Annotated in this window: 21 protein-coding genes and 1 pseudogene; 5 read left to right on the forward strand and 17 right to left on the reverse strand. The window is 70.5% G+C overall.

Features of this window, described 5'->3' with window-relative positions:
• Positions 1 to 26: 26 nt before the first annotated feature.
• The 11 genes and pseudogenes from H488_RS28445 to H488_RS28500 form a co-directional block, all read right to left on the reverse strand.
• Complete coding sequence (locus H488_RS28445; protein ID WP_017833577.1) at positions 27 to 965, reverse strand: lantibiotic dehydratase C-terminal domain-containing protein; 939 nt, start codon at positions 963 to 965, stop codon at positions 27 to 29.
• Positions 962 to 3,610: a lantibiotic dehydratase gene (locus tag H488_RS28450; RefSeq protein ID WP_017833578.1), complete on the reverse strand. Its 2,649-nt coding sequence runs from the start codon at positions 3,608 to 3,610 to the stop codon at positions 962 to 964. The genes H488_RS28445 and H488_RS28450 overlap by 4 nt, the downstream gene beginning before the upstream one ends.
• 95 nt (positions 3,611 to 3,705) lie before the next feature.
• A complete protein-coding gene (locus H488_RS28455) occupies positions 3,706 to 3,882 on the reverse strand; it encodes a thiomuracin/GE37468 family thiazolyl RiPP peptide (RefSeq protein WP_017833579.1) in 177 nt (58 codons plus the stop codon).
• Positions 3,883 to 5,527: 1,645 nt separating this feature from the next.
• The gene (locus H488_RS28460) at positions 5,528 to 6,298 is read right to left on the reverse strand and encodes a HEAT repeat domain-containing protein (RefSeq protein ID WP_202804020.1); all 771 of its coding nucleotides are present in this window, start codon (positions 6,296 to 6,298) and stop codon (positions 5,528 to 5,530) included.
• Positions 6,299 to 6,631: 333 nt separating this feature from the next.
• Positions 6,632 to 7,450, reverse strand: a pseudogene (locus tag H488_RS36600) (IS5 family transposase).
• A gap of 67 nt (positions 7,451 to 7,517) precedes the next feature.
• The gene (gene nagA / locus H488_RS28475) at positions 7,518 to 8,747 is read right to left on the reverse strand and encodes an N-acetylglucosamine-6-phosphate deacetylase (RefSeq protein ID WP_017833583.1); all 1,230 of its coding nucleotides are present in this window, start codon (positions 8,745 to 8,747) and stop codon (positions 7,518 to 7,520) included.
• 5 nt (positions 8,748 to 8,752) lie between these two features.
• Complete coding sequence (locus tag H488_RS28480; RefSeq protein WP_017833584.1) at positions 8,753 to 9,739, reverse strand: family 43 glycosylhydrolase; 987 nt, start codon at positions 9,737 to 9,739, stop codon at positions 8,753 to 8,755.
• The gene (nagB, locus tag H488_RS28485; protein WP_031283062.1) at positions 9,736 to 10,524 is read right to left on the reverse strand and encodes a glucosamine-6-phosphate deaminase; all 789 of its coding nucleotides are present in this window, start codon (positions 10,522 to 10,524) and stop codon (positions 9,736 to 9,738) included. Before nagB ends, H488_RS28480 begins: the two co-directional genes overlap by 4 nt.
• A gap of 52 nt (positions 10,525 to 10,576) precedes the next feature.
• The gene (locus H488_RS28490; protein WP_017833586.1) at positions 10,577 to 11,437 is read right to left on the reverse strand and encodes a carbohydrate ABC transporter permease; all 861 of its coding nucleotides are present in this window, start codon (positions 11,435 to 11,437) and stop codon (positions 10,577 to 10,579) included.
• A gap of 1 nt (position 11,438) precedes the next feature.
• The gene (locus H488_RS28495; protein ID WP_017833587.1) at positions 11,439 to 12,416 is read right to left on the reverse strand and encodes a carbohydrate ABC transporter permease; all 978 of its coding nucleotides are present in this window, start codon (positions 12,414 to 12,416) and stop codon (positions 11,439 to 11,441) included.
• A gap of 66 nt (positions 12,417 to 12,482) precedes the next feature.
• Positions 12,483 to 13,820, reverse strand: coding sequence for an ABC transporter substrate-binding protein (locus H488_RS28500; protein WP_035923529.1), 1,338 nt, complete (start codon positions 13,818 to 13,820; stop codon positions 12,483 to 12,485).
• A 148-nt stretch (positions 13,821 to 13,968) separates the two neighbouring features.
• Between H488_RS28500 and H488_RS28505 the strand changes: the two genes are divergently transcribed.
• Together H488_RS28505 and H488_RS28510 are read left to right on the forward strand one after the other, a co-directional pair.
• Positions 13,969 to 14,691, forward strand: a complete 723-nt coding sequence (locus tag H488_RS28505) for a GntR family transcriptional regulator (RefSeq protein ID WP_017833589.1) — start codon at positions 13,969 to 13,971, stop codon at positions 14,689 to 14,691.
• Positions 14,692 to 14,784: 93 nt separating this feature from the next.
• Entirely contained in the window at positions 14,785 to 15,291 is a 507-nt protein-coding gene (locus H488_RS28510) for a glutathione peroxidase (RefSeq protein WP_017833590.1), read from the forward strand.
• A gap of 6 nt (positions 15,292 to 15,297) precedes the next feature.
• Here H488_RS28510 and rocD read toward each other — a convergent pair whose 3' ends face one another.
• Entirely contained in the window at positions 15,298 to 16,563 is a 1,266-nt protein-coding gene (rocD, locus tag H488_RS28515; protein WP_017833591.1) for an ornithine--oxo-acid transaminase, read from the reverse strand.
• Between the two features lie 134 nt (positions 16,564 to 16,697).
• Here rocD and H488_RS28520 point away from each other — a divergent pair, with 134 nt between their 5' ends.
• A complete protein-coding gene (locus H488_RS28520) occupies positions 16,698 to 17,564 on the forward strand; it encodes an alpha/beta fold hydrolase (protein WP_017833592.1) in 867 nt (288 codons plus the stop codon).
• A gap of 82 nt (positions 17,565 to 17,646) precedes the next feature.
• Here H488_RS28520 and H488_RS28525 read toward each other — a convergent pair whose 3' ends face one another.
• The 5 genes from H488_RS28525 to H488_RS28545 form a co-directional block, all read right to left on the reverse strand.
• Positions 17,647 to 18,111 carry a ribose-5-phosphate isomerase gene (locus H488_RS28525; RefSeq protein ID WP_017833593.1) on the reverse strand — a complete coding sequence of 155 codons (465 nt, stop codon included), beginning with the start codon at positions 18,109 to 18,111 and terminating at the stop codon, positions 17,647 to 17,649.
• On the reverse strand, positions 18,111 to 18,917 hold the full coding sequence (locus H488_RS28530) for a triose-phosphate isomerase (protein ID WP_017833594.1): 807 nt from the start codon (positions 18,915 to 18,917) through the stop codon (positions 18,111 to 18,113). The genes H488_RS28525 and H488_RS28530 overlap by 1 nt, the downstream gene beginning before the upstream one ends.
• Before the next feature lie 9 nt (positions 18,918 to 18,926).
• Positions 18,927 to 20,663: a dihydroxyacetone kinase family protein gene (locus H488_RS28535; RefSeq protein WP_031283068.1), complete on the reverse strand. Its 1,737-nt coding sequence runs from the start codon at positions 20,661 to 20,663 to the stop codon at positions 18,927 to 18,929.
• 95 nt (positions 20,664 to 20,758) lie between these two features.
• The gene (locus tag H488_RS28540) at positions 20,759 to 21,754 is read right to left on the reverse strand and encodes a 3-hydroxyacyl-CoA dehydrogenase family protein (RefSeq protein ID WP_109268466.1); all 996 of its coding nucleotides are present in this window, start codon (positions 21,752 to 21,754) and stop codon (positions 20,759 to 20,761) included.
• Between the two features lie 177 nt (positions 21,755 to 21,931).
• Positions 21,932 to 22,645, reverse strand: coding sequence for a GntR family transcriptional regulator (locus tag H488_RS28545; protein ID WP_017833597.1), 714 nt, complete (start codon positions 22,643 to 22,645; stop codon positions 21,932 to 21,934).
• Positions 22,646 to 22,851: 206 nt separating this feature from the next.
• On the opposite strand from H488_RS28545, the gene H488_RS28550 reads away from it, so the two are divergent.
• Positions 22,852 to 24,276, forward strand: a complete 1,425-nt coding sequence (locus H488_RS28550; RefSeq protein WP_017833598.1) for a GntP family permease — start codon at positions 22,852 to 22,854, stop codon at positions 24,274 to 24,276.
• A gap of 65 nt (positions 24,277 to 24,341) precedes the next feature.
• Positions 24,342 to 25,118: an SDR family NAD(P)-dependent oxidoreductase gene (locus H488_RS28555; protein ID WP_017833599.1), complete on the forward strand. Its 777-nt coding sequence runs from the start codon at positions 24,342 to 24,344 to the stop codon at positions 25,116 to 25,118.
• Positions 25,119 to 25,147: the final 29 nt, after the last annotated feature.

The following is a 25,147-nucleotide window of genomic DNA, read 5'->3' on the forward strand; positions in this document are numbered from 1 at the left end:
CTCCCACCACGGGTCCGTGGGCCATGTCATGAGCTGATACCTGCCCCGGCCGTCGCGGCCGCGTCCATGACCGCCCAGGCGCTACGGCGCACGGTCAGCTCCTGCTCCAGGGTCAGACCCAGACGGTTACACAGCAAGTGGTGGCAGATGTCGGCCCCGTTGCGCCACCGCGCGGCGGGGACTCCGGCTGCAGAGCTGGCCCGGTGCAGCTCGTCGAGGGAAGCCGACCACTGGCGAGACCAGGGGTCCTGACCGGTCCGGGCACGCTGGAATAGCCTGTCCATCAGATCCGGGCGCACGATAGCGGGGGGCCGCCGGTCCAGGGCCGTGGCGCTGCTCCAGCGGTCGAGCAGGTCCGCGCGGGACTGCATGGTGGGGCCGATGTCATCGCGCGCCCACCCGGTGAGCACCAGCAAAGTCGCGAGGGAGAGCACCTGGGTGGTCGACGGTTGCTGGCGTAACACGCGCAGCGCCAGCTCGGAGCTGTCCCGAAAATGCTGTTCGAAGGCTTGCAGCGAGGCGCCGGCCCCGTATTTGGCAGTCTCGGGAACGTAGGTTTGTTCCCAGATCCGCCCGTGGGGTTGCCAGGGCAGCAGCTCGCGATGTTCCGCTTCTCGCGTGGCTAAGCTGCGGGCGATCTGCGCATAGGCCTCCGTAGCACCCGGGTACTCGGGATCGTGGGCGTTCAGCCACGGGCGGGTCTGCTCCCGCACTAACTCTGCTGCCAGAGCATGGTCATGGGTCGGGAGCAGTAGACGTAGGCGGATGTGTGGTCCTCCCTCCCAGTACCGTAAGTAGAACCACGATGAGGCGGTACCGCGCGCATCCAGCTCCTCAAGCACCATTTGGATAGGACCGCGGAGGAACTCATCAGTGTTGCCGTCACAGCGCAGGTGCAGGGAAAGCCAGTCCAGGGAAGCGTCAGGGGTGTGGTGAGACTCGTGTGTCCGGTCGATAGCTGTCATGCGCGTCCCTTTCCCGTGTCTGTGCTCGCGCCGTTGATGCGGTACGCCGGGACCTCGACGAGCAGCTCGACCGCCGCCGCTCCAAGGTCGCGGCCGAAGGGGTCCGGCAGTGCCTCGTCGAGCACTATGAAGTCCGCCCCGGTGCTATGGCGCAGCAGTTCCGTCACCGTCCACCAGGAGTGGAGGTCCAAGAGCATCGGTTTACGAGACTTGACCTTGTTTCCGCGCAACTCCTGCCCCCAGGCCCGGACGAATGCGGTGGGCGGCAACTCGTGGGCGACAAACCACTCCTGCAAGCTGTGCAGATAGCCAGTGCTGTGCTCACCGGCCCGGGGTCGGGGAAGCACAGCGGACGGGAAGATCCATCGACGGCGTTGGATGACAACATCGTCGATTTGCACCCGGGGGATCCGGGTGATGTCGGTAAGCCGGTCAAGGGCCAAATCGGAGGCGAAAGGGGGCGTGCTGGGATGCAGTAGGTAGGCATCCCCGAACACCCGTTCCACGAACCTCGCTAGAGGCGGCAGTTGGTAGTCGGCGAGCATGCCTACATGGGCCGGCTCGATGCGTGTGCCGCAGCGGGCATCAAAGAGTTCGATCAGGCCCCCAGCCGTGCGGCGGACGTGCAAACGACTCACGGGGATCCGTTGCTGGTCCGATGCGACAGTAGGGGTGTAGGGATAATCGATGGCCGCGGGCAGGACAGGGCGGCGGGCGTTTAGCGATGAGCCGTGCGTTCCGCTGTACTCAGCCGGCAGGGTGCCGGGGGTTTCGGGTAGGTGGATTGGGGCCGGGCTCAGGCCGGCGCACCGCATGAGGTGATCGGTGCGGGCGCGGCCTCGCCCGTGTCCGCCGTGCATCACGTTGACCACCCAGCGACTATCAGCAGCCCCGGTGGCCTGTAGGTACACGGCCGCGGGTGCAGTGGAGCGCAAAGCCTCCGGCCTCGTAGTTAGATGGGCGATCACCTCGGTTAGCTGCAGCTTCGTCGTGCCCGCCTCCGGGGCCGTGGTGGCCAACTGGATGCACCGTTGCCGTTCTTGGGCGAGAGTGCGAAGAGTGTCGTCGAGCTGGTCGGTAGGGGTGAGCGGTCCCGGTTGCACCGGAACGGCCGAAAACCATGTGCGCAGATGGCGGGCGAGTTCTCCGTCACCGCGGCGCAGTTCGTGATGAACCCTCCGGTACAGATCCAGCAGTGGCATGGAGCCTGCAGGGGGCATGACGGCATCAGCGTAGGTAGCCACGGCCAGTCGGCCCGGCCATTTGAGGTCCAGTACCGACAACCACGACCGTGCGGCCGCAATCGTCGACAGCTGCTCCGGTGATGGGATGCTAGCGGTGAGAACCGGGGATTCCAGCACGGCGGATTCGTGCACAAGTTGCAGGTCCGCTCCGAGGTCCCGGGTGTCGTGGCCAAGCCCGGTGACCAGGTCGGATACGGCCTCCAGTAGGGCGTGGTGAGTGTTGCCCAAGGTCACAGGATCCAGCAGGGACGGGGACGGCGCCAGCGCAGCGCTCACCCGACGGAGGATCTTGGCATACGGGAGGGTGTCGGTCAGCTCATGATCGTCAAGCCACCGGAGGAGGTCCTCAAGTGGTTGATCCGTGTTCTCGGACACCGGAGCCACCGGGTGGAGCACACCGGCCCGCACCAGCATGGGTACTTCCCCGCTGTCCTGCTCAACACTGCCAGCGCTGCGGGGGCCTGTGAGGCGCTTTGCCCAGTCGAGGAACGGGGCCGGATCAGGGTCCATTGCGGCAACCCGACGGATCAGCGGATGGTCGGGAAGCAGACGCAGCTCCTCAGCAGGTGGCGGGCCGAGCAGCGCGAACTTGTCAAGGGCGGGAAGGAAGGTCAATGACGGGTTCGGCCGCAGCTGCCAGGCTGCGGCGATCTCGGGACGTTCCTCGAGGTTATGGAGAAGCAGCGCCCAGATCTTGCCGTCGAGCTGGCGCACGAGCCGAGTCGCGGATGGGACGGGGACGGAGGTTGCCTCCATGGTGATCTCTGCGCCGGGGCGTCCAGTGCAGGTGAACGTGGAGAAAGGGCTGGTCTTAGCCGCAGCACGGTAGACGAACTGGGCGAGGCGGGTGGCGCGTTTGTCTGAGGCCGTTGATTGAGCCCACGTGGGTGTGTCCATGAGGGCTTCCAGGCTGGGCGCCGAGTGCAAGATCCCGTTGCGCACTAAGGGCGAACGGGCCAGCTCAGCCAGCAGGGCCCGGGTACGATCGTGGTCCGCGGCAAAGACGAGCTCTACCTGTGCCAAGGCATTCTGGGCATCCGTGTGCCGAGCCTCGAGTCGATCAAGCTCAGTGGTCAAGGCCAGTGGAAGGCTCTTGCCCATGCGGTGTCCTGACATCTTGCCGCGGGCGAGGGCCCGTTTGAGACGAAGCAACTCTTTTTTATCCTGCGGGTCCAGTCCCGGGACGCCGATGGCGGCGTAGAGCGCGCATAGGGCATCGGCGCTACTGGACGCAAGCACTGCGCGGCACCGCTGGAGCTCGTTCATGGCATCGCTGGTGCGGGTGAACCGCAGAGCGCGCAATGTCTCGGCGGAAACCACGGAGATCCGCACGTCATACACGTCGCCGGGGCCGGCTTCCTCGGCCGGGAGAAGCGTGGCCTGGGGCTGAGCGGTGGACATGTCCCACCTTCCTTACTGGAGCGACGTGGAGGGTAAAAAGCCTGTCGGGTGAGGTGGCTCAACGCGTCCGCTGAACCACCTCACCGCACGTCAGCTCAGGCGCTGCTGGAAGGAGCCGAGCAGGAGCAGCAGGGGTAGCAGAAGCAGTTCGTCGAGGCGCCGACCTCGGTCATGCCGTGACCGGCGGTCAGGGAGGTGATGTCCATTCCCTGGTCCTCCAGCTCGAACACGTCCATCGGAAGGTCGACGAGATCAGTGGGCTTACGGTCCATGATGATTTCTCCTGTCGTGGAGCCTTACCAGTGCTGGGGCCCGGAATGGCCTGAACCTACTCCGGTTACCAGCGCGTTGGGACGAGCGGGAGCCCGTCCTAACCGGAAATTACCCTCACTGCGATCGCGCCGCTAGCAAAATAAACACTGGACATAAGTGCACTCTCACAACCGGCGGCAACCTGCTACCCGCCACCATTACCCTCGATGGAACATACTGATTGCAGCCTGCCGTGTCTTTGTTATCAGAGATCCCATAGTGAGCCCGGGGGAAGTGGAAAAATTGGCTTCCATCCTGAAGGATCCGCAGGTTCCTGAGCCTTCGCAAGAAAATAAGATCCGTCCAGGACGACCAGGACAGCAACGCGAGAAGTCGAAAAAATACAATGCCGTGACCTGCCATAACTCCCTGATTATGAAGTCCAGTCCATAAGGGCTTTTCCTCGGTGCGGTCGGTCGATGGCAGCACTAGACCCCTTCCCTGACCACCGTGGATCGGTGGGGAGCCGGCATGGACTCTGGGGTCTACACCGGGACTGTGCTTCAGGTCATGAGGCCACTGGGGGCGCCCTTGGATCACTTGGCCAGTCCTACGCCTGCTGCAGGGCGGCGCACCGTGCGCTGAAGCAGTGCCAGTAAGCCCAGGAGCCGATGCTGTGGATGCCTCTTACACCTGGTCTCACAGTTCGCTCGTCTGATGCAGTCGGCGGACGTATATGAGCGTGACGGCGAGCAGCAACAGTGGGAGCAGTGTGTCTTGGGGCGGCTGCAGCAGATTCCTCAGGGCTGGGAACGCAGCATCCAAAAAAGACCGTGATCCACGACCTAGCGGTGTCGGCCTCGGCGATTCTTGTCCTCGACCCCGCGCCGGGTGATGTGCACCTTGATCCTGCATCTTCGGAGGTAGCGGCGCCACCTGGGGAGACCAAAAGCCCTTGTCTGCATGCATTTCCCCGCGCGCCGTCGGGGCTGGCCCCAATACCTCCACGGACGCGCACACCGGGGTGGTCGCCCACGGTGGCTCGACAAGTCGACTGTCATGCGTGTTCGCCGGCGATATCAGCAGGTGCAGGGGCAGGCCATGGGCGCCCGTGAGCAGGTGGCATTTGGAGCCTGGATTCCCGGGATCCATGAGATTCGAGCCCGTCGGCTCATCTCATTTTGGCGCGCACGGATATCAACTTGATGCTCGCCCACACCCAGTCCAGGATCCGCCCCGCGGAGAGCTCCTCGAACACGACTGCATGAAGCTTTTCCCGAACTCCGGTTTCCGGCCCATGGCGCAGACCTCGCCAAGCCGTGCGCCTGGACCGGCAACCGAGCGCCCTGGGCAAGTCACGCCACCGGCACCGAAGTGTGCAGTGCGAGGAGAACGCCCTCCAACGCGGACCTGCCATCAATCCGAAGCCGCCCACCTGGCCCCGGTGTGGTGATTGTTCTGGGAGCAGTGGAGCGATCAGCTCCCAGAACTGGTCATCGACCATCTACTGATGTGTGCCTGCGTCCCTGCCTTGCCTACGCTCCCGACGTTCGGCTGGTCTGCCTGAAGGCACCAAGAGGCCGACCCACCGTCCCCGCCACGCCCGCCCCCCCCACCCCCCCCTGAACCGGACGCGACAGAAAGGGCCAGCATCACTGGTTCAGCTCAGCTGGAGGGGCGGGAAGTCGATCGCCGGGGACGGCGAGACCGGCGACGGGTGGCGAGACGGTCAGCCACAGCCCGCACTCGCGGGTCGCTCGCTGAGCGGGCATCCTCCACATACTGGCGTGCCTGCTCCGTGTGCAGTTCATCTAGGGCCATGAGCGCAGACACCGCTACCAAAGAATCCGCATCCTGGGCGGTTGATCCAAGGGCATCAACGGCATTCTCAGCATCGGGATGACCAATAAAGCACAAGACATCGGCGGCGTGCCGGCGCAAATCAGCCTCGGAAGACTCGAGGATGCTCACGAGCGCAGGTACGGCCTCGGCGCCGAAAGCGGCCAGGTCATTGGTGAGGGAATTCTTCTCCTCCCCGTCCGGTCCGCCCATCAGATCGACCAGATAAGGCACCGCCCGCACATCCCCGATGCGCGCCAGCGCCCATCGGGCCTTGCGCGCTACTGACTCGTCCGGGGCATCGGCCAAGGGCAGGACCTCGTCTATCGTCTCGGGATCCGCGAACTTGCTGAGCACGTGCAGTGCCTGGGTACGAACCTCCACCGATCTGTCATCTCGCAGACCCGCCAGAACAGCCGGCAAGGCGGATTCCTTCACTCGGGTAATGGCCCAAGTGATAGTTTCCCGCACGAAGAAGTCCTCCTCGACCCAGAGCCTTTCCACGAGCGATAGTGCACAGGTGGAATCAGCGCGCTCCCCTAGGCCGAGTGCCGCAGCCTGTCGTATGTCACGATCAGGGTCGGTCAGTTTCAGCAACAGTTCATCTGTCGCTGAGGCGTTTACCGTAGGGTCAACCTGGGGAGGTGTCGGTGACATGCTCGGAATACTAACAGAGCCACCTGCCAGCTCCTTGCATTGAGCCCTCATGGACAATAGTGGTTACTACCACTTGACTTTTTGGTGGTTCTGTTTCTGAAAGTCTAGCAGCGCGTCGAAATATATTGGGCGCTAAATGTAAAAGGGCTCCGCACAAGTTTTGAACCGTTTCGTGGTTTCCACCATGGACGGCTTCTACATCGAGGCATGCTCCGCTGTCTCGACGACCTGCGCAGTCTGGGGTAGACAAGAACCTATGACTCAGAAGTGGTTTCAATAGTCCTTCCGGGGTAGTCGCCGGGCGCAGATGATGGTGATCGCCAAGGTGGCCATCGTGGTGGCGCTGCGGTGGTAACGCACGGCCAGGCGTCGGAAGGCCAGCAGCCAGGAGATGGTGCGTTCCACGACCCAGCGGTGCCGGCCGAGGCATTCGCTGGAGTCCACGCCGATGCGGGCGATGCGTGCGGTGATCCCGCGCCGGCGCAGGTAGCGGCGCACCCGTTTGCTGTCGTAGGCCTTGTCCGCGTGCAGCTTGACCGGCCGGCGCCGTGGACGGCTGCGGCCTCGGCCCTTGACCGGGCTCAAACCGTCCAGGATCGGCTCGACCAGCATGGAGTCGTGGCGGTTGGCCCCGGTGATGGCCACCGCCAGCGGCAGCCCGTCAGCGGTCACCAGTAGGTGGTACTTCGTGCCGAGTTTGCCGCGATCCGTGGGGTTGGGCCCCGTCAGCCCCCCTTTTCGCCCGGACACTCACTCCAGTCCAGGCAAGCCCTCGACCAGTCCCGCGCCCCAGCGTGCCCGAGCTGTTCGAGCACGGCGTGGTGAAGCTTCTCCCACACCCCGGCTTCCTGCCAAGCGCGTAGCCGGCGCCAGCAGGTGATCACGGAGCCGAAGCCCAGCTCCACGGGCAGCTTCTTCTTTGGCGTTGCCGTTCTCGGCCACGAACAGAATGCCGTTGAGGGCAGCTCGGTCATCCACGCGCGGTCGCCCGGTCCGCCCGTTCTTCGCCGGCTGGGGCGGTGGGATCAAGAGTTCCAGCAACTCCCACAACTGGTCGCTGACCAGCCGCCCGGAAGTCTTCTGACTCGTCATGGCAGCCATGATCACCAGCCAGGCAGGCACCGCTCAATGCCTCACCCACAACTATTGAAACCATTTCTCAACGGGGCGGGGTCCCGGAGATCCACTCGCCCCGGCGCATGACGGCCTCCAGCCGGAGGTCCTCCCCCACGACCAGGAGGTCCGCGAGCGCGCCCGCCGTCAGGCTCCCGGCCTCCCCGGCCAGGCCCAGGACGCGGGCCGGGACCACCGTGGCCGAGCGCAGCGCGTCCCCGAGGGGGACACCCGCCGCGACCGTCCGGCGCAGGACCTCCAGCATCGTGGCCGTGCCTCCGGCGATCGAGCCGTTGGAGACCAGGGAGGCCACCCCGTCCTGCACCCGCACCTCCGCCGCACCGAGCGTGTAGGTGCCGTCCGTCAGCCCGGTCGCGGCCATCCCGTCGGTGACCAGCGCGATGCTGTCCGCGCCGGTCAGCTCGAACGCCCACCGCACGATGCCGGGGTCCAGGTGGGTGCCGTCCGCGATGAGCTCGACGACGGCCCGGCCTTGCGCGGCGGCGCGCAGACAGGCCGGCACCGGCCCGGGCGACCGGTGGTGGATGGCGGGCATGGCGTTGAACAGGTGCGTCACCGTGGGCGAGCGGGGCGGGCCGTCCCCGGGGGCGTCGCGGAGCAGCTCCTGCAGGTGGCGCAGCGCGTCGTCGACGGTCGCGGTGTCCGCGTCGGTGTGCCCGAGGGAGGGGATCACGCCGTGGGCGACGAGCAGCTCGGCCAGGTCCCGGGAGCCGGGCAGCTCCGGGGCGAAGGTCATCGTCCGGAGCGTCCCCGCCGCGGCGGCGACGAGGTCGGCGGCCAGCCCGAGGTCCGGTTCCAGCATCCACGCGGGGTCCTGCGCCCCGCACCGGGCCGTGGACAGGAACGGGCCCTCGAGGTGGATCCCGGCGATCAGGCCCTCCCCGGTGAGCGCCGCCAGCAGCGGCACGGCGCCCAGCAGGTCCTCCCGTGAGGCCGTGACCAGGCTGGCCACGAGCGTCGTGGTGCCCTGGCGGTGGACGTGCTCGAGGGTGGCGCGGATCTCCTCCTCCGCCGAGGTGGAGAAGTCCGCGCCGAAACCACCGTGGCAGTGCACGTCCACGAGCCCCGGCAGCACCGTCTGTCCGGGGCCCAGGACGTGGTGCTCTCCCGGGTCGCCACCGGGGTGGCCGGACCGCGGCCCGGCGTGGACGACGCGGTCGCCCTCGACGACCACGAGACCGTCCGGGTGCTCGGTGTGCCCCGTGTGCACGCGGCCCGAGAGGACCGTCCTGCGCGGGGAGTCCTCGGTGGTCACGGGGCTCACCTCCTGCTGCTCGTGCGGGGAACGGGGCGGGGTGCCCGGTCGTCGTCGGGGAAGAGCCGGCCCTCCGTCAGCAGGTCCGCCAGGGGCACCGGGCTCGCGATCTCGCCGACGAAGCTGCCGTCCACCCCGTTCTGGAAGCCGAAGACGACCCACTGGCCGTCGCGCCTGCGGACCAGCTGGGCGGCGTAGACGCCGGGCACGAAGAAGCTGGAGCTCCGTTCGAGCTCCCACGGCCCGAGCCGGCCGGCGCCGGGGGCGATCCAGGTCCCGGTGCTCGTCTCCGAGAACGGGATGCCGGGCGCCAGCCGCGGGAGGCAGGAGAAGATGAGCACTGCGGTCCCGTCCACGACCTGGGACTGGACGACCTCCATCTCCCCGAAGCCGGCGGGCGCGGTCAGCGGGGGGCGGACCATCCAGTGCTCCAGGTCGTCGCTCACGGCGTGGCCGACCACGCCGCGGGCGTCCGGGTCCCCCGTGGCGGCCCGTGCCGTCACGAGCATCTGCCACTGCCGGCTGTCGTCGTCGTAGAAGACGAAGGGGTCCCGCCACGCCTCGTCCGGCCACGTGCCCTCCCCGAGCTTCTCGTACCAGCGGGGGTCCGCCTCGAGCGGGCCCGCACCGGTGCGCTCCCAGCTGATCAGGTCGTCCGAGACGGCCGATCCGATGCGCTGCCGCAGCCCGTCCTCGGCGCGGCTGACACCGGTGTAGAAGAGGTGCCAGCGGCCGTCGTGGCCCTGGACGGTGCTGCCCGTCCAGGTCGCCATGTCGTCCCACGACGGTTCGTCGCCGGCCACGAGGGCGTCCGGCAGGAGGGTCCAGTTCTCCAGGTCGGACGAGACGGCGTGCCCGATCGAGGCCCGGCGGTGACGCCGGTCGGGGTCCCGCAGGGCGCGGCTGGCCCGCAGGAAGAACAGGTGGTAGTCCTGTCCGTCGTCGGCCAGCCAGCTGTCCCAGACCCAGTGGTCCGCGAGGCGGAACGTCATCCCTCCTCCCGGGGCAGCCGGTGCTCGGCCTCGGCCACGAACCGGTAGTAGTCGGTCAGGACGAGCCGGCTCGCCGCCGCCTCGTCCACCACGACCGTGACCGCCCGGTGGAACTGCAGGACGGACGCCGGGCACATCGCGGACACGGGCCCCTCCACGGCTGCGGCCACCGCGGCGGCCTTGCGCTCGCCCTGGGCGACGAGCAGCACCCGGCGGGCGTCGAGGATCGTGCCCAGCCCCTGGGTCACGCAGTGGGTGGGGACGTGGTCGGGGGCCTCGAAGAACCGGGCGTTGTCGGCACGGGTCCGCGCGGACAGTGCCTTGACCCGGGTGCGGGAGGACAGCGAGGACCCCGGTTCGTTGAAGCCGATGTGGCCGTTGGCGCCGATGCCCAGGATCTGGAGGTCGATGCCGCCGGCGCGGGCGACGGCCTCCTCGTAGTCGCGGCAGGCCGCTCCGAGGTCGCCCCGGGAGCCGTCCGGGACCTGCACCCGGGAAGGGGGCAGGCCGAAGGGCCGGGCGAGCTCGCGCTCCAGGACGGCGGCGTAGCCGGCCGGGTGCCCGGAGGGCAGCCCGACGTACTCGTCGAGGGCGAAGCAGCGGAGCCGCGTGAGGTCCAGCAGACCGTGGGCCTGGCGGCGGGCGAGCTCCCGGTAGGCCCCCAGGGGGGACGAGCCCGTGGCCACGCCCAGCACGGTGTCCGGCCGGCGCGAGACCTGCTCGGCGACGAGGTCCGCCGCGCGCGCGTCGACGTCGCCGGCCGTGGGCAGGACGAGCACTTGCATGGGGGTCCTTCCGGACGACGGGTGGAGGTGGGCGGTGCCGGGGCGGTCCGGCTCAGCCCTTGACGGCGGAGCTCGCCACGCCTTCGATGAACCAGCGCTGGAAGACGAGGAACACGACGATCACGGGCACCACCAGGAGCACCCCGAAGGCCATGACCTCGCCCCACGCCGGGGGGAGCTGGCCCGCGAAGACGCTGATCTGGAGGGGCAGGGGGCGCAGGTTCGGCTCGGAGATCATCAGCACCGGCCACAGGAACGCCCCCCACTGGGTCAGGAAGGTCAGCACCGCCACCGACGCGTACGCGGGTTTGCTCATGGGCGCGATGATCTGCCAGAACACCCGTAGCGGCCCGGCGCCGTCCATCCGCGCGGCCTCGTCGATGCTGCGGGGGATGCCGGAGAAGAACGAGTAGAAGAGGAAGATCGACAGGGCGTTGCCGATGAAGGGGACGATCTGGATCCACAGGGTGTTCCGGGCGTCGTTGTAGAGGTAGAACATGGGCACGGCCACGGCCTCGAACGGGACGATGAGCAGCAGCAGGACGCCCAGGAGCACCAGGTTCCTGCCCCGCCAGGTCAGCCGCGACAGGGCGAAGGCCGCCATCGAGTTCACGACCAGCCCGAGCCCCACCACGCAGACCGTGACGGTGACGGACACGAAGAAGAACCGCCACAGGTGGCCGGTGCTGTCCGAGGACAGGCTCGAGGCCACGCCGGTGTAGTTGTGCAGGCCCCACTCGCGCGGGTCGAAGACCTCGAAGCCGGCGAGCGTGCGGGAGGGGGGGGCCAGCGAGGCCGCCACCATGTAGGCGACCGGGGCGAAGAACAGGAGGCTCGTGACGACGAGCACCGCGTAGCGGGGCACGTCCGTCCTGCGGCGGCGGCGGCGGGCGGCGGCGGCGGTCTGCGTCATGTCAGTCCTCTCGTTCGCGGGTGGCGCGGCGCTGGACGAGGGACAGGACCACCACGATCACGAAGAACACCACGGAGATGGCGCTCGCGCGCCCGATGTTGTTCTCGTCGAAGGCGGACGTCACCGCCTCGTACATCACGGTGCGGGTGGCGTCCTCGTTGAGCCCCCCGCCGGAGCGGGCCAGCACGTAGATCTGGTCGAACACGCGCAGCGACAGGATCATCGTGTAGAGCGCCACGAAGACGAGGGTGGTGTTGATCCCGGGCAGGGTGACGTGCACGAAGCGCTGCCACGCACCGGCCCGGTCCAGGCGGGCCGCCTCGTAGAGGTCGGCGGGCACCTGCTGCAGGGCCGCCAGCAGGATCACCATCTGGAAGCCGACGCCCTGCCAGATCGACAGGACGATGACCGAGGCCAGCGCCGTGAGCTCGGAGCCCAGCCAGTCCTGGGCCCCGAAGGCGCCGCCCGAGAAGAACCCGAGCAGGGAGTTGAGGAGGCCGTCGTCCCCGCGGGCGAGGATCAGCCGCCAGATGAGGGCCACCAGGGCGATGGGGAAGACGACGGGGAGGAAGAAGACGGACCGGAAGATCCCGATCCCCCGGACGGTCTTCTGCACGAGCAGGGCCAGCGCGAGCGCGAGGGCGGTCTGCACCGGGACCACCACGGCCGCGAAGACCAGGTTGTGGAGCAGCGCGCTGAGGAACCGGCTGGACACGTCGGGGTCGGTGAAGATCCGGGCGTACTGGGTCAGCCCCATGAAGGCGGGATCGCGCGGGTCGCCGAGCCGGACGTTGTGGAAGGAGAAGCCGATGGCCGCGACGAACGGGACCGCGACGAACAGGACGAGCAGCAGCACGGCGGGACCCGCCATGAGGACCCCGGCGAGTCCGTCCCGCCGGAGCCCCCTGCGGGGCGGTGGAGCCTCTAGCACGTCCGCCGGGGCGGACGCGGGGGCCGCGAGGCCCGGTGTGGTGGTCATGGTGCACTCCTCGCAGGTGCGCGGCGGGGCCNCGGCCGGCTGGAAAAAAAGGTTCGAAAACGGCGGTCACTCGTCCTGGTAGCCGTTGTTGTCCTCGAAGTCGGCGTCGATGGCCCGCGCCGCGCTGTCGAGCTCCTCCTGCGGGTCCGCCCCGCCCCAGATCGCCGCGAGGGCGCTGCCGTAGGAGCTCGTGACCGTGGGGTAGCCCGGGGTGATGGGCCGCGCCACCGCGATGCACTCCGGGGTGACCTCCTCCGAGCTGCAGGCCGAGGCCAGGTTGGACGCGAACAGCTCCAGCGGCCCGCCCTCGCCGTAGAGCTCGCTGCCCTCGAGGGCGCTCGTGGTGCCGGGCACCGCCGCGTTGGCCTCGACCATCGTGGCGATGCTCTCGTCGGAGTGCAGGAAGTCGAGGAAGGCACCGGCCGCGGCCTGGTCGCCGCCGGCCGCCGGCGTCACGCCCCACTGCCAGGAGCCGTGGCCCGCCTTGGTGCCGTTGCCGAGGTCGGGCAGGGGCATGAGGACCAGATCCTCGCCGAGGGCTTCGCTGAAGGTGGGGTACATCCAGTTGCCCGTCCAGGTCAGGGCGACGTCCCCGTCGGGGAAGGCGGTGCCGCTGGTGTTCGGGTCCGTGTGCTCCTTCCACGAGGCCCACTCCTCGAGGGCCTCCACGTTCTCGGCGCTGTTGAGCACACCCTCCGCCGCGCCGTCCCGGATCAGCGTGCCGCCGTTGGACCACAGGACCGGGGAGGTGGTGAAGGTTCCCCACTCGGCGGCGAAGCCGTTGGCCTCGCCCAGGTCGATCGCGTTGCCCGACGGGCTGACCTCCGCCAGCTTCTGCAGGTTCTGCTCGAACTCCTCCGCCGTCCACGCCTCGTCGGCGGTGGCCGGGGCCTCCACGCCCGCGGCGTCGAGGAGCTGCTGGTTGCCCCACAGCCCGAGCCCGACGTCGAACATGCCGACAGCGTAGGTCTGGTCCTGGTACGTGCCGCTCTCCCGCACGCCCTCGATCCGGTTCTCGAGGGTCTCCTGCGACACCACGTCGTCGAGGGGCACGAGCTTGCGGTCGTAGACGAAGGACGCCATCGTCGGGGCGTCCATCTCCATCACGTCGGGCAGGTCCTCCGCGGCGGTCGCCTGGACGGTGCTGGTGTAGTCCGGCTCGGGGATGAGGGTCAGCTCGACGCTGACGTCCTCCTGCGAGTCGTTGTACTCGGCGACGAGGGCCTCGAGCGCCTCGGCCTCGGCCGCCTGGCCGCTGTGGGCCCAGACCTCGATCACGCCGTCGCCCTCCCCGCTGCCGCTCGCGCTCTCCCCACCGCCGCCGCAGGCGGCCAGCACCACGGCCATCGACAGGCCGGTCCCCAGCACCACGGCCCGGGACCGACGCCTCGTTCGTGCACTCATGAGCAGTTCCCCTTCTCTCGGCCGCAGTGTTCGCGATCGTCACAGCTGTCGTTCCCCCAGCTTGGACTAGACCAATTTGTGTGTCAATGCTCACACCTCGGGAAACGGTGCCCGCAGGACCGGGCGGCGCGGTCGATATGCTGGCCCCATGAGCGCGGAGCCGCGGGCCGTCCCGAAGTACTACCTGCTCAAGGAGCAGCTCCGGGCGCTCGTGCGGGACGCGACCCCCGGCGCGCTCATCCCCACGGAGCGGGCGCTCGCCGAGCAGTACGCCACCTCCCGGACCACGGTCCGCCAGGCCATCGGCGAGCTCGTGGCGGAAGGGGTGCTGGGCCGGGCCCAGGGCCGGGGGACCTTCGTGGCCCCGCCGCGGTTCACCTACGTCCGCCAGCTCACCTCGTTCAGCGACGACGCCGACGCCCAGGGCCTCGTGAGCTCCTCCACGGTCCTCGACGTGAGCCGCACGGCCGCCGACGACGACGCAGCGGCCCGGCTGCGCGTGCCCGTCGGCGCCGAGCTCGCGCGGGTGGAGCGGATCCGCCTCATCAACGGCGAGCCGCTGGCCCACGAGGTCGCCCTGCTCGCCGGAGCGCTGCCCGGCCTGGCGGCGCACCTGGACCGGACCGGCTCCCTGTACACCGCGCTGCGCCAGGACTTCGGCATCGACATCGTGGCGGCCGAGGACACCGTGGAGACCCGGCTCGCCGGCCCGGACGACGTCCGGCTCCTGGGCATCGAGATGGGGGCTCCCCTGCTGCTGATCCACCGGCTCGGGTTCACGGCTGACGACTCCCCCGTGGAGTGGACCCGCTCGGTGTTCCGCGGGGACAGGTTCCGCTTCCTGGCCCGGATGAAGGGGCCGCAGCACTGACCCGCGGGATCGCGGGCGCTCTCGCGGGCGCGGGCGGCGCGTCGGCGGCAGAATGGGAGCAGACCGCCGTCCCCGACCGCTCCGGAGGCTCCCATGACCACGCTGCACGACTTCACCGCCACCACCCTGGACGGGCGCGAGCAGCCGCTGTCCGAGTACGCCGGGAAGGTGGTGCTCGTGGTCAACACCGCGAGCGAGTGCGGGTTCACACCGCAGTACGAGGGCCTCGAGCAGCTGTGGCGGGACTTCCGGCAGGACGGGCTCGTGGTCCTGGGCTTCCCCTGCAACCAGTTCGGGCACCAGGAGCCGGGCAGCGAGGAGGAGATCGCCGACTTCTGCAGCCGCAACTACGGCGTGACGTTCCCGATGTTCGAGAAGGTCGACGTCAACGGCCCCGGCGCCCACCCCCTGTGGTCGTGGTTGCGCGGGGAGCGGGGCGGGATCATGGGCGACGCCATCAAGTGGAACTTCACCAAGTTCCTCGTGGGCCGGGACGGGCGGGTGATCCGCCGCTTCGCCCCGAAGACCTCGCCGGCGCAGCTCGCCGGCAGCATCGAGTCGGCGCTGGCCCACGGGGAGGCGCCCGCCGGGACGGGCTGAGGCGGGTCAGCGGCCGGCCATCTCCCGCAGCACGTCCGCGAGCGCGGTCAGGCCCCGCTCCAGCTCCCGGTCGGTGATCACCAGCGGCGGGCTCAGCCGGATGGTGGAGCCGTGGGTGTCCTTGGCGAGGATCCCGTGGGCCACCAGCCGCTCGCAGCACTCCCGGCCGGTGCCGAGCCGCGGATCGATGTCGATCCCGGCCCACAGCCCGCGCCCGCGCACCTCGGTCAGGCCCAGCGGCGCCAGCTCCGCCAGGCCGGCGTGCAGCTTCTCCCCCATGACCCGCGCCCGCTCCTGGGGCTCCCCGGTGGCGAGGAGGGCGACGACGGCGCGGCCGACGGCGCCGGCCAGCGGGTTCCCGCCGAACGTGCTGCCGTGCTGGCCGGGCCGCAGCACCGAGAGCACGTCCGCCCGGCCCACCACCGCGGACACCGGCAGGACTCCCCCGCCCAGGGCCTTGCCCAGCAGGTAGAGGTCCGCCTCCACGTCCTCGTGCTCGCACGCCAGCGTCCGGCCGGTGCGGCCCAGCCCGGACTGGATCTCGTCCGCGACGAGCAGGACGCCGCGCTCGGCCGTGCACCGCCGCACACCCTGCAGGTACCCCGGCGGCGGCACGATCACCCCGGCCTCGCCCTGGATGGGCTCCAGCAGCACCGCGACGGTGTCCTCGGTGACGGCCGCCTCGAGGGCGGCGAGGTCCCCGAACGGGACGGTCACGAAGCCCGGCGTGTAGGGGCCGTAGTTGCGGTGCGCCTCGTCGTCGTCGGAGAAGCTGATGACCGTGGTGGTGCGGCCGTGGAAGTTCCCCGCCGCCACCACGATCTGCGCCCGGCCCGGGGCCACCCCCTTGCGCTCGTAGCCCCACTTGCGGGCGACCTTGATCGCCGACTCCACGGCCTCGGCGCCGGTGTTCATCGGCAGCATCATGTCCTGGCCGAGCAGCTCGCACAGGTCCCGGGCGAAGGGGCCGAGCTGGTCGTTGTGGACGGCCCGGCTGGTCAGCGTCACGCGCTCCAGCTGGGTCCGGGCCGCCTCGAGGACCGCCGGGTGGCCGTGGCCGAAGTTCAGCGCCGAGTAGCCGGCGAGGAAGTCGAGGTACTCCCGGCCCTCCACGTCCGTGACGGTGGTGCCCTGGGCACGGGCCACCACCACGTCCAGCGGGGAGTACGTGCGCGCGGTGTACCGCTCGGCGGTCTCCACGAGCTCCCGCGTGCTCGTGCCGTGACCGGTGGGGGCCGCGGGGTCGACGAACTGCGTCGGGGCGTGGTTCATGGGGTTTCTCCCGGTTCCTCGCTGGTGTTGTCTGGAGCGTGTGCGGTCCAGCCCATCACGTACAACGCCGCCGGGCCCGCATTACAGTCCCGGGCCCGCGCCGCGCGGCCCGTCCCCGACCTGCAGGAGGAACCGTGTTCCCCGACTTCACCGCCCACCACGTCCCCGTGGCCGACGGCACGATCCACGCCCGCACGGGCGGCGACGGCCCGCCCGTGCTCCTGCTGCACGGCTTCCCGCAGACCCACGCCATGTGGCACCACCTCGCCCCCGTGCTGGCCGAGGAGTTCACCGTGGTCGCGGCCGACCTGCGCGGCTACGGCGGCTCGCGCACGAGCAGCGAGGAGCACACCTTCCGGGCGATGGCCGCCGACCAGGTGCAGCTCATGCGGGCGCTGGGTCACGAGCGGTTCTCCGTCGTCGGGCACGACCGCGGCGCCCGGACCGCCCACCGGATGGCGCTCGACGCCCCCGGCGCGGTGGCCTCCGTGGCCCTGCTGGACATCCTGCCCACCCAGGCGGTGTGGCGGTCGATGGACGCGTGGATGGCCCTGCAGTACTACCACTGGGCCTTCCTCGCCCAGGGCGAGGGCCTGCCGCAGACCCTGATCGGCCACGACCCCGTGTACTTCGTGCGCCGGACGCTCCAGGGGCTCAGCGGCACGCAGGTCCCGTTCGACCCGGCGGCGCTCGCCGCCTACGAGGACGCGGCGCGGGATCCCGCCGTGGTCGACGCCTGGTGCCGCGACTACCGCGCGGCCGCCGGCCCGGACCGGGAGATCGACGAGGCGGACGAGCACGAGCAGCGGGACCTGCCCGCCCTCGTCCTGTGGGGCGCCCGGGGGCGGGTCGGCGCGCGGGAGGACCCGCTCGCGCTGTGGCGGCGGCAGTTCCCGCGGGCCACGGGGCGGGCCGTGGACGCGGGCCACTTCCTCGCCGAGGAGCGGCCGGAGGAGGTGGGGGCGGCCGTCCTGGCGCACCTGCGTGCTGCGCGGACGTAGTCGCGGCCCCGGCGCGGACACGCGCCGGGCCCCGGCACGGTGTCCCGTGCCGAGGCCCGGCGGGGCTGGTGCCGGGGTGCGGTCAGCCGTTCTCGTAGCCGGTGATGGCCTCGACCTTGGCCGCCGAGGCGCTGGTGGTGTCGAAGGTGTAGCCCAGCCACTCCTTGGCCAGGCGCCGGGCCAGCTCCAGGCCGACGACCCGCTGGCCCATGCACAGCACCTGGGCGTTGTTGGAGAGCACCGAGCGCTCCACCGAGTAGGAGTCGTGGGCGGTCACCGCCCGGATCCCGGGGACCTTGTTCGCCGAGATCGCCACGCCCAGGCCCGTGCCGCAGATCAGCAGCGCCCGGTCGGCCTCCCCGGAGGCGACCTTCCGGGCGGCCTCGACGGCCACGTGCGGGTAGTCCGTGTTCTCGGTCTTCGAGACGCCGACGTCGACCACGCTCTCCACGCGGTCGTCGGCCTCGAGGTCCCGGCGCAGGGCCTCCTTGTAGTCGAACCCGGCGTCGTCGCCGCCGATCACGATCCGCAGCTTCTTCTCGCTCATCACTTCACCTTTTCCTTGTCGTCGTTCTCGTCGTTGATGGTCCTCGCGCGGGCCGCCTCAGCGCTCCGCGCGATCTCGAGCAGGCGCAGGTAGCCCTCCAGCCGCCAGGCCGTGCGGCCGACGAACAGGCCGTCCACGTGGTCGATGCCGAGCAGGTCCGCGGCGTTGTCCAGGTTGACCGACCCGCCGTAGAGCAGCCCGCGCACCCGGGACCCCCAGTGCGCACCCAGGGCGGCGAAGGGTTCGGCCAGCTCCGCGACGGTGGCCGGGCGGCCGTGCTCGCCGATCGCCCAGATCGGTTCGTAGGCGATCAGCACCCGGGACAGCTGCTCGGCCTCGAGGCCGGCCAGGGCGCGCTCGACCTGGCCGAGGACGTGCGCGCCGGACCCGCCGGCGGCCTGCACCTCCGCCGGTTCCCCGACACACAGCAGCGGGACGAGCCCGTGGGCCAGGGTCGCGGCGACCTTGGCGCGGACGGTCTCGTCCGTCTCGCCGAAGTGCTCGCGGCGCTCGGAGTGGCCGATCTCCACGATCCGGGCCCCGGCGTCGGCGACCTGGGGCACGGAGACCTCCCCGGTCCAGGCACCGGCCTCGGCCCAGTGCGCGTTCTGCGCCCCGACCAGCACCCGGGGCTCCTCCGCCAGGACCTGGGCCACCGCGGCGATCGCCGTGGCCGGGGGGATCACGAAGGGCTGCACGTCCCCGAGGTCCCGCCCGGCCAGGGCCTCGGCCAGGCCCCGGGCCCAGTCCGTGGCCTGGGCCAGGGTCTTGTTCATCTTCCAGCTCGTGCCGACCCACACCGTCACGACCGCCTCCTACCGGGCGTCCGGGGTCCGGGCGAAGAGATCGCCCAGGGCGTCCATGAGCACGGAGAAGGACAGCGCCCCGGGGTCCGGAGTGCCCAGGCTCTTGTCGCCCAGCACCTTCGAGCGCCCGCGGCGGGCGGTGATGTCCGCGGTGGCCTCGGCGGCCTCCCGCGCCACGGCGGCGGCCTTCTTCGTGGCGCCCGCCAGGTCGGAGGAGGTCTCGAACTCGGCCAGCAGCGCCTCGCGGAACGGCAGGGCGGCGTCGACCATGGTCTTGTCCCCCGGCTGGGCCCCGCCCAGCCGCACGACCGCGTCGATCCCGGCCACCAGGGCGGCCACCGCCTCGTCCGACCCGGCCCCGGCGGCGTCGTCGAAGACCCCGCCGGCCGCGGTCAGCGCCGCGCCCCACAGGGCACCGGAGGTGCCGCCGGCCTCCTCGGCCCAGGCATCCCCGGCGCGCAGCAGCACGGTCCGCGCCCCGGCACCGGCCGCGGCCGCGTCCCGGGCGGCCGCCAGCGCGCCCCGGGTCCCGTAGGCCATGCCCTGGCCGTGGTCGCCGTCGCCGGCGATGGCGTCCAGCTTGCCGAAGTGCTCCTCGTGCTCGGCCGCGGTCGCCTCCAGCACCGCCAGGGCCGCCACGACCCGCTCGGCCGCCGACCGGGACTCCGCGGTGGCCTCGGGCACCTCCTCCGCGCCGGGGGTGTGCACCCCGGTCCGCGCCGGCCGCCCGGCCGTGTCCGGGGCACCCCGGCGGAACGCCGGGGTGTCGGCCGGGGCCAGCCAGTATCGCTCGAGCTCCTCGTCGAGGAACACCACGGTCAGCGAGCACCCTGCCATGTCCAGGCTGGTGACGTGCTCCCCGACCTCCGGGGCCACCACGGTGAGCCCCTTCTCGGCCAGCCGGGCGGCCACCCGGGCGTAGACCACGAACAGCTCCTCGTACTTGACCGTGCCCAGACCGTTGACGAGCACCGCCACCCGCCCCTGGTAGCCGCCCTCGACCCGGACGGGCTCCTCCTCCAGCACCCCGTCGAGCAGCAGGTCGGCGACCTCGTCGGCCGTGCCCATCGGCACCTCGCGCACGCCGGGCTCGCCGTGGATCCCGAGCCCGATCGCCATCTCCCCGGCCGGCACGTGGAACAGCGCCTCGCCGGCACCGGGCAGGGTGCAGCCCTCGAAGGCCACCCCGAAGGACCGGGTCGCGTCGTTGGCCTTCCACGCCACCCGCTCGGCCTCGTCCAGATCGGCCCCGGCCTCGATCGCCGCCCCGGCGATCTTGAACACCGGCAGGTCCCCGGCGATGCCGCGGCGCTCACGGTGGGCCTCGGCCGGGCCCGAGGCGATGTCGTCGGAGACCCGGATGATCCGCACGTCCACGCCCTCGGCGCGCAGCTTCTCCGCGGCCTGGCCGAAGTGCAGCACGTCCCCGGCGTAGTTGCCGAAGCCCAGGACCACACCCCCGCCGTTCTCCGCCGAGCGCGCCACGGAGTACACCTGGGAGGCGGAGGGCGAGGAGAAGATGTTGCCGCACGGGGCGCCGTGGCCCATCCCCGGCCCGATCCACCCGGCGAACGCCGGGTAGTGCCCCGACCCCCCGCCGATCACCAGCGCCGGCTGGCCCGCGGGCGTCTCGGAGGCGCGCACCACCCCGCCGTGGGCGGCCACCACGTGCTCGGGATGGGCGGCCACATAGCCCCGCAGCGCGTCGGACGCGAACTCCGCAGGATCGTTCACAAGAAAAGTCATCGTTCCAGCCTCGGTGGTCTCAGAAGGGTGGCCGGGCGGAGCGGCGATCGACGTCGAGCGCCGCTCCGGCCGGCGGGGTGTGCGGTGGCGCCGGCTCAGCCGGCGGGGGCGGACGCGCCGCCCTGCTGGGCGGTCTCCTCGTCGACCGGGCTGGGGCCCAGGTCGTTCAGGAGCTGCCCCATGGCCACGTACGCCTTGTTGCGGTACGCGACGAGGTCGTTCGAGCGCTCGGCAGGGATCTGCAGGAAGCCGGCGCCGGACTTGGTGCCGAGCTTCCCGGCGTCGACGAGGTCCTGGAGGGCCTTGGGCGTGGCGAAGCGCTCGGGGAAGGAGGTCTGCAGGGAGGCGTAGCAGAAGGAGTAGACGTCCAGTCCGGCCATGTCCGCGATCGCGAAGGGGCCGAAGAACGGCAGCCGGAAGCCGAAGGTGGTGCGCACGAGCGTGTCGACGTCCTCGGCGGTGGCGATGCCCTCCTCGACCAGCTGGGCGGCCTCGTGGAAGAGGGCGTACTGCAGGCGGTTGAGCACGAAACCGGTGACGTCCTTGACCACGGCGGACTTCTTGCCGGTCAGCTCGACGATCTCCTGGGCCGCCGCGACCGTCTCGGGCGTGGTGGTCGCGTGCGGGATGACCTCGACGCCGGGGATGAACGGCGCGGGGTTGGAGAAGTGCACCCCCAGGAAGCGGCCCGGGTTCTCGACGACCTCGGCGAGCTGGGCGATGGAGATGGTGGAGGTGTTGGAGCCGATCACGGCGTCCGCCGGAGCGGCGTCGCTGATCCGGCGCAGGGTGCCGTGCTTGATGTCGAGCTTCTCCGGGACGGCCTCCTCCACGTAGGAGGCGTCCGCGACGGCCTCCTCGATGCTGGGAGCGGCCCACAGGTTCTCCCGCAGGCGCTCGACCGCGTCCGCCGGGAAGAGCCCGTCGGCGACGAACTGCTCCGCCTCCCCGAGCAGGCGCTCGAGGTTCTTCTCGGCGATCTCCTGCGAGATGTCGGCGAGCGCGACCCGCGCGCCGCCGAGGGCGAGCACCTGGGCGATGCCCCCGCCCATGTATCCCGAACCGACTACTGCTACCGAGCGCTGAGCCATGATCCCCATCTCCTCTGATGTGCACATGTTCTGTCCGTGGGACACGGCGGCATCGGAGCGCGGGTCGCGAGCGACCGCGGGAACCGGATCAGGTCTTCGCCGTGTTTCCTATAGGATCCACGCACCGGAGTGTGGTGTCAACCACACCGGGAGGTGTCGAGGGGTGCGGGAGGGGCCTCAGGCGCTCTCGCTCCGGGCGTCCTGGCCGGCGCTCTCGTGCTCGTGGATGGCCCGCTCCCGCACGCCGCAGATGTGCCCGGCCATGGCGATCCGCGCGGCCGCGGGGTCGCCGCGGCGCAGCGCCTGGAGGATCCGCGCGTGCTCCTCGATGGCGCTCCGCGCGTCCTGCACCCCCAGTCCGCTGAAGAGCCGGAACCGGTGCACGTGCCCGCCGAGGGACTCGTAGGCGCCGAGGACGAACTTGTTGCCGGCCTGCTCCGCGATGAGCCGGTGGAAGCGCTCGTCCGCCTCCCAGTAGGAGCGGTAGTCGGAGAAGTGGGGCCCGTTCGGCGCCTCGCGGAGGTCGTCGATGGACCGCTCGAGGGACTCCAGGAAGGTCGCGTCCGCGCGGCCGCACGCCAGTTCGGCGTTGTACGGCTCGATGAGCAGGCGCGCGTCCATGAGGTCCAGCAGCTCCTCGTGCGTGAGCAGGGGTGCCACGCGGTAGCCGCGCAGCGCGGCGCGGACCACCATGTTCGTGGACTCCAGCCGCGCCAAGGCCTCCCGGACCGGGGTCGGCGAGACGCCCAGCGCGCGCGCCGTGCCGTCGATGCTGATGGGGTCCCCGGACTTCAGGTCACCGTCCATGAGGCGCGCGAGGATCTCCTTGTAGACCTGGTCCGCGAGGATGCTGCGCTGCACCCACGTCCCGCCCGGAACAGTCGTGTCCATGCCGATTTCCTCACTCGCGTCCGCCGTAACAGGCATTGTCCCACGCAGTAGCGGGCGCGGAGGGCGGCCGGACCGCTCCTGACAACGCCCCACCCACTGGACAGTTAACCAATATCCTATAGGGTATTGGCCAATGGCCGTTGAATGTGGTCCACGCCACAGCATCAGGGTGGCCCGCCCGCGTTCTGATCAAAGGTGATTCAGCTATGCACATCCTTCTTCCCGCCGCCACGGCGGACGCGCTCGTCCTGGCGGAGAGGCCCACGTGGGCTCTGCTCGCCATCGCGGTCGCGGCCATCGCCGCGCTGCTCTTCCTGATCATCAAGCTCCGCGTCCACGCGTTCTTCTCCCTGATCATCATCAGCCTGCTCACGGCGCTGGCCGCCGGCATCGGCGTGGCCGACGTCGTGGGCGTGGTGGTCGCGGGGTTCAGCACCACCGTGGGCAACGTGGCCCTGCTCGTGGGCTTCGGCGCGGTGCTCGGCCGCCTGGTCCAGGTCTCGGGCGGCGCCCAGGTGCTCGCCGACGCGATGCTGCGGCGGTTCGGGGAGAAGCGGGCCCCGCTCGCCCTGGCGGTGGCCTCCCTCTTCTACGCGTTCCCGATCTTCCTCGACGCCGGCTTCATCGTGATGCTGCCGATCATCTACACGGTGGCGCGGCGTCTGGGCGGTTCCTTCATGCTCTACGTGCTGCCCTCCATCGGCGCCTTCCTGATGATGCACGCCCTCACCCCGCCGCACCCGGGCCCCACCGCCGCCGCCACGGTGATGGGCGCCGACGTCGGGATGGTCGTGCTCGTCTCGCTCCTGGTCGGCCTGCCCACGTGGTACCTCGCCGGCTACCGGCTCAGCCTGGTCATCGCCAAGCGCTACCCGGACATGCCCGTGCCGAACCTCCTGGGCGAGGTGGAGCTCGAGGACGACATGCCCCGGCCCGGCTTCTGGACGATCATCTTCGTCCTGCTGCTGCCGCTCGTGCTGATCTTCTTCAACACGCTGTTCACCACGCTGGAGGCCAGCGGGTCCGTGGGCGAGGACAACGTCCTGTTCCGCCTGTCCCGGCTCATCGGCAACACCCCGATCGCGCTGCTGATCGCCACGCTGTTCGCGATGTACCTGCTGTACCTGCGGCCGCGGCGCGGCCGCGGCTCGATCGGCGGCGCCCTGGAGGACCTGGTCGACCACGCCCTCGCCCCGGTCTGCTCGATCATCCTCATCACGGGCGCCGGCGGCGCCTTCGGCCGGGTGCTCACCGAGACCGGGATCGGCGGCACCATCGCCGGCGGCCTGGACGCGATGGGGCTCCCGGTGATCCTGGCCGGCTTCCTCGTGGCGATCGCCTTCCGCGTGGCCCAGGGCTCGGCCACCGTGGCCGCGACCACGGCAGGCTCCATCATGGCGCCCGCCGTCGCGGAGCTGGGCCTGTCCGGCGTCGGGCTGGCCGCCATCGTCGTCGGCATCGCGGCGGGCTCCATCACCTTCTCGCACGTCAACGACTCGGGCTTCTGGCTCATCGGCAAGTTCTGCGGCTTCGACACCCTGACCACGCTGAAGACCTGGTCGGTGGTCGGCACCGCGATCGGCTTCATGGCCTTCGCCCTGGCCTGGGTCGTCTACGCCCTGGCCGCGTGAGCCGGCCACCGACACCACGCCCCGCACCTGATCGCCCCGCATTTGATCGCCCCGAAGGAGTTCTCATGACCGACGGACAGTTCCCCGCGCACCGGACGGCGGTGGTCACCGGCGCCGGGGCCGAGCGCGGCATCGGCCGCCACGTCGCCCGCCGCCTGGCACGGGAGGGGTGGGCCCTGGCGGTGCTGGACGTCGACGCCGACGGCGTCCGCTCCTTCGCCGCCGAGCTCGCCGGACGGACGGAGAGCCCGGTGCGCGGCATCCCGGTCGACGTCGCCGACCCCGCCTCCGTGGACGCCGCGTTCGAGGAGATCGACGCCCACCTGCCGCCCGTGCTCGCCGAGGTGAACCTCGCCGGCATCGCCAGCCCCCACTCCTTCTTCGAGCTCACGAGGGACGTCTGGACCCGGGTCATGGACGTCAACGCCACGGGCACGCTGCTCATGATGCAGGCGGCGGCCCGGCGCATGGTCGAGGGCGGCCACGGCGGCCGGATCGTCAACACGTCCTCGATCACGGCCTACGACGGCGGCGGGACGTTCTCGAAGACCGGGTACGCCGCGGCGAAGGCCGCGGTCCTCGGTCTGACCCGCGGTGGCGCCCGGGAGCTGGGGGCGCACGGGATCACCTGCAACGCGCTCGTCCCGGGCCCCATCGACACGGACATCATGGGCGGGGCGCTCACCGAGGACCGCAAGTCCGCCATGTCCGCGGGCATCCCCGCCGGCCGCGTCGGGCAGCCGGAGGACGTGGCCGCCCTCGTCGCCTTCCTGACCAGCCACGAGGCCGGGTTCGTCAACGGCGCCTCGTACTTCATCGACGGCGGCAAGCACATGGTGTGAGCCCGCGCCGCCCCGAGCACCGGTGCCAC

It is taken from the genome of Kocuria sp. UCD-OTCP, from assembly GCF_000349605.1.
GTDB lineage: Bacteria > Actinomycetota > Actinomycetes > Actinomycetales > Micrococcaceae > Kocuria > Kocuria rosea.

Coding starts and splice junctions, on each gene's coding strand:
- H488_RS28450 (WP_017833578.1), bottom strand. CDS start 3,610: ATGTCCACCGCTCAGCCCCAGGCCACGCTTCTCCCGGCCGAGGAAGCC.
- H488_RS28455 (WP_017833579.1), bottom strand. CDS start 3,882: ATGGACCGTAAGCCCACTGATCTCGTCGACCTTCCGATGGACGTGTTC.
- H488_RS28545 (WP_017833597.1), bottom strand. CDS start 22,645: ATGGACACGACTGTTCCGGGCGGGACGTGGGTGCAGCGCAGCATCCTC.
- H488_RS28495 (WP_017833587.1), bottom strand. CDS start 12,416: ATGACCACCACACCGGGCCTCGCGGCCCCCGCGTCCGCCCCGGCGGAC.
- H488_RS28480 (WP_017833584.1), bottom strand. CDS start 9,739: ATGACGTTCCGCCTCGCGGACCACTGGGTCTGGGACAGCTGGCTGGCC.
- nagB (WP_031283062.1), bottom strand. CDS start 10,524: ATGCAAGTGCTCGTCCTGCCCACGGCCGGCGACGTCGACGCGCGCGCG.
- H488_RS28525 (WP_017833593.1), bottom strand. CDS start 18,111: ATGAGCGAGAAGAAGCTGCGGATCGTGATCGGCGGCGACGACGCCGGG.
- H488_RS28500 (WP_035923529.1), bottom strand. CDS start 13,820: ATGAGTGCACGAACGAGGCGTCGGTCCCGGGCCGTGGTGCTGGGGACC.
- H488_RS28490 (WP_017833586.1), bottom strand. CDS start 11,437: ATGACGCAGACCGCCGCCGCCGCCCGCCGCCGCCGCCGCAGGACGGAC.
- H488_RS28555 (WP_017833599.1), top strand. CDS start 24,342: ATGACCGACGGACAGTTCCCCGCGCACCGGACGGCGGTGGTCACCGGC.
- rocD (WP_017833591.1), bottom strand. CDS start 16,563: ATGAACCACGCCCCGACGCAGTTCGTCGACCCCGCGGCCCCCACCGGT.
- H488_RS28535 (WP_031283068.1), bottom strand. CDS start 20,663: ATGACTTTTCTTGTGAACGATCCTGCGGAGTTCGCGTCCGACGCGCTG.
- H488_RS28510 (WP_017833590.1), top strand. CDS start 14,785: ATGACCACGCTGCACGACTTCACCGCCACCACCCTGGACGGGCGCGAG.
- H488_RS28505 (WP_017833589.1), top strand. CDS start 13,969: ATGAGCGCGGAGCCGCGGGCCGTCCCGAAGTACTACCTGCTCAAGGAG.
- H488_RS28445 (WP_017833577.1), bottom strand. CDS start 965: ATGACAGCTATCGACCGGACACACGAGTCTCACCACACCCCTGACGCT.
- H488_RS28550 (WP_017833598.1), top strand. CDS start 22,852: ATGCACATCCTTCTTCCCGCCGCCACGGCGGACGCGCTCGTCCTGGCG.
- H488_RS28540 (WP_109268466.1), bottom strand. CDS start 21,754: ATGGCTCAGCGCTCGGTAGCAGTAGTCGGTTCGGGATACATGGGCGGG.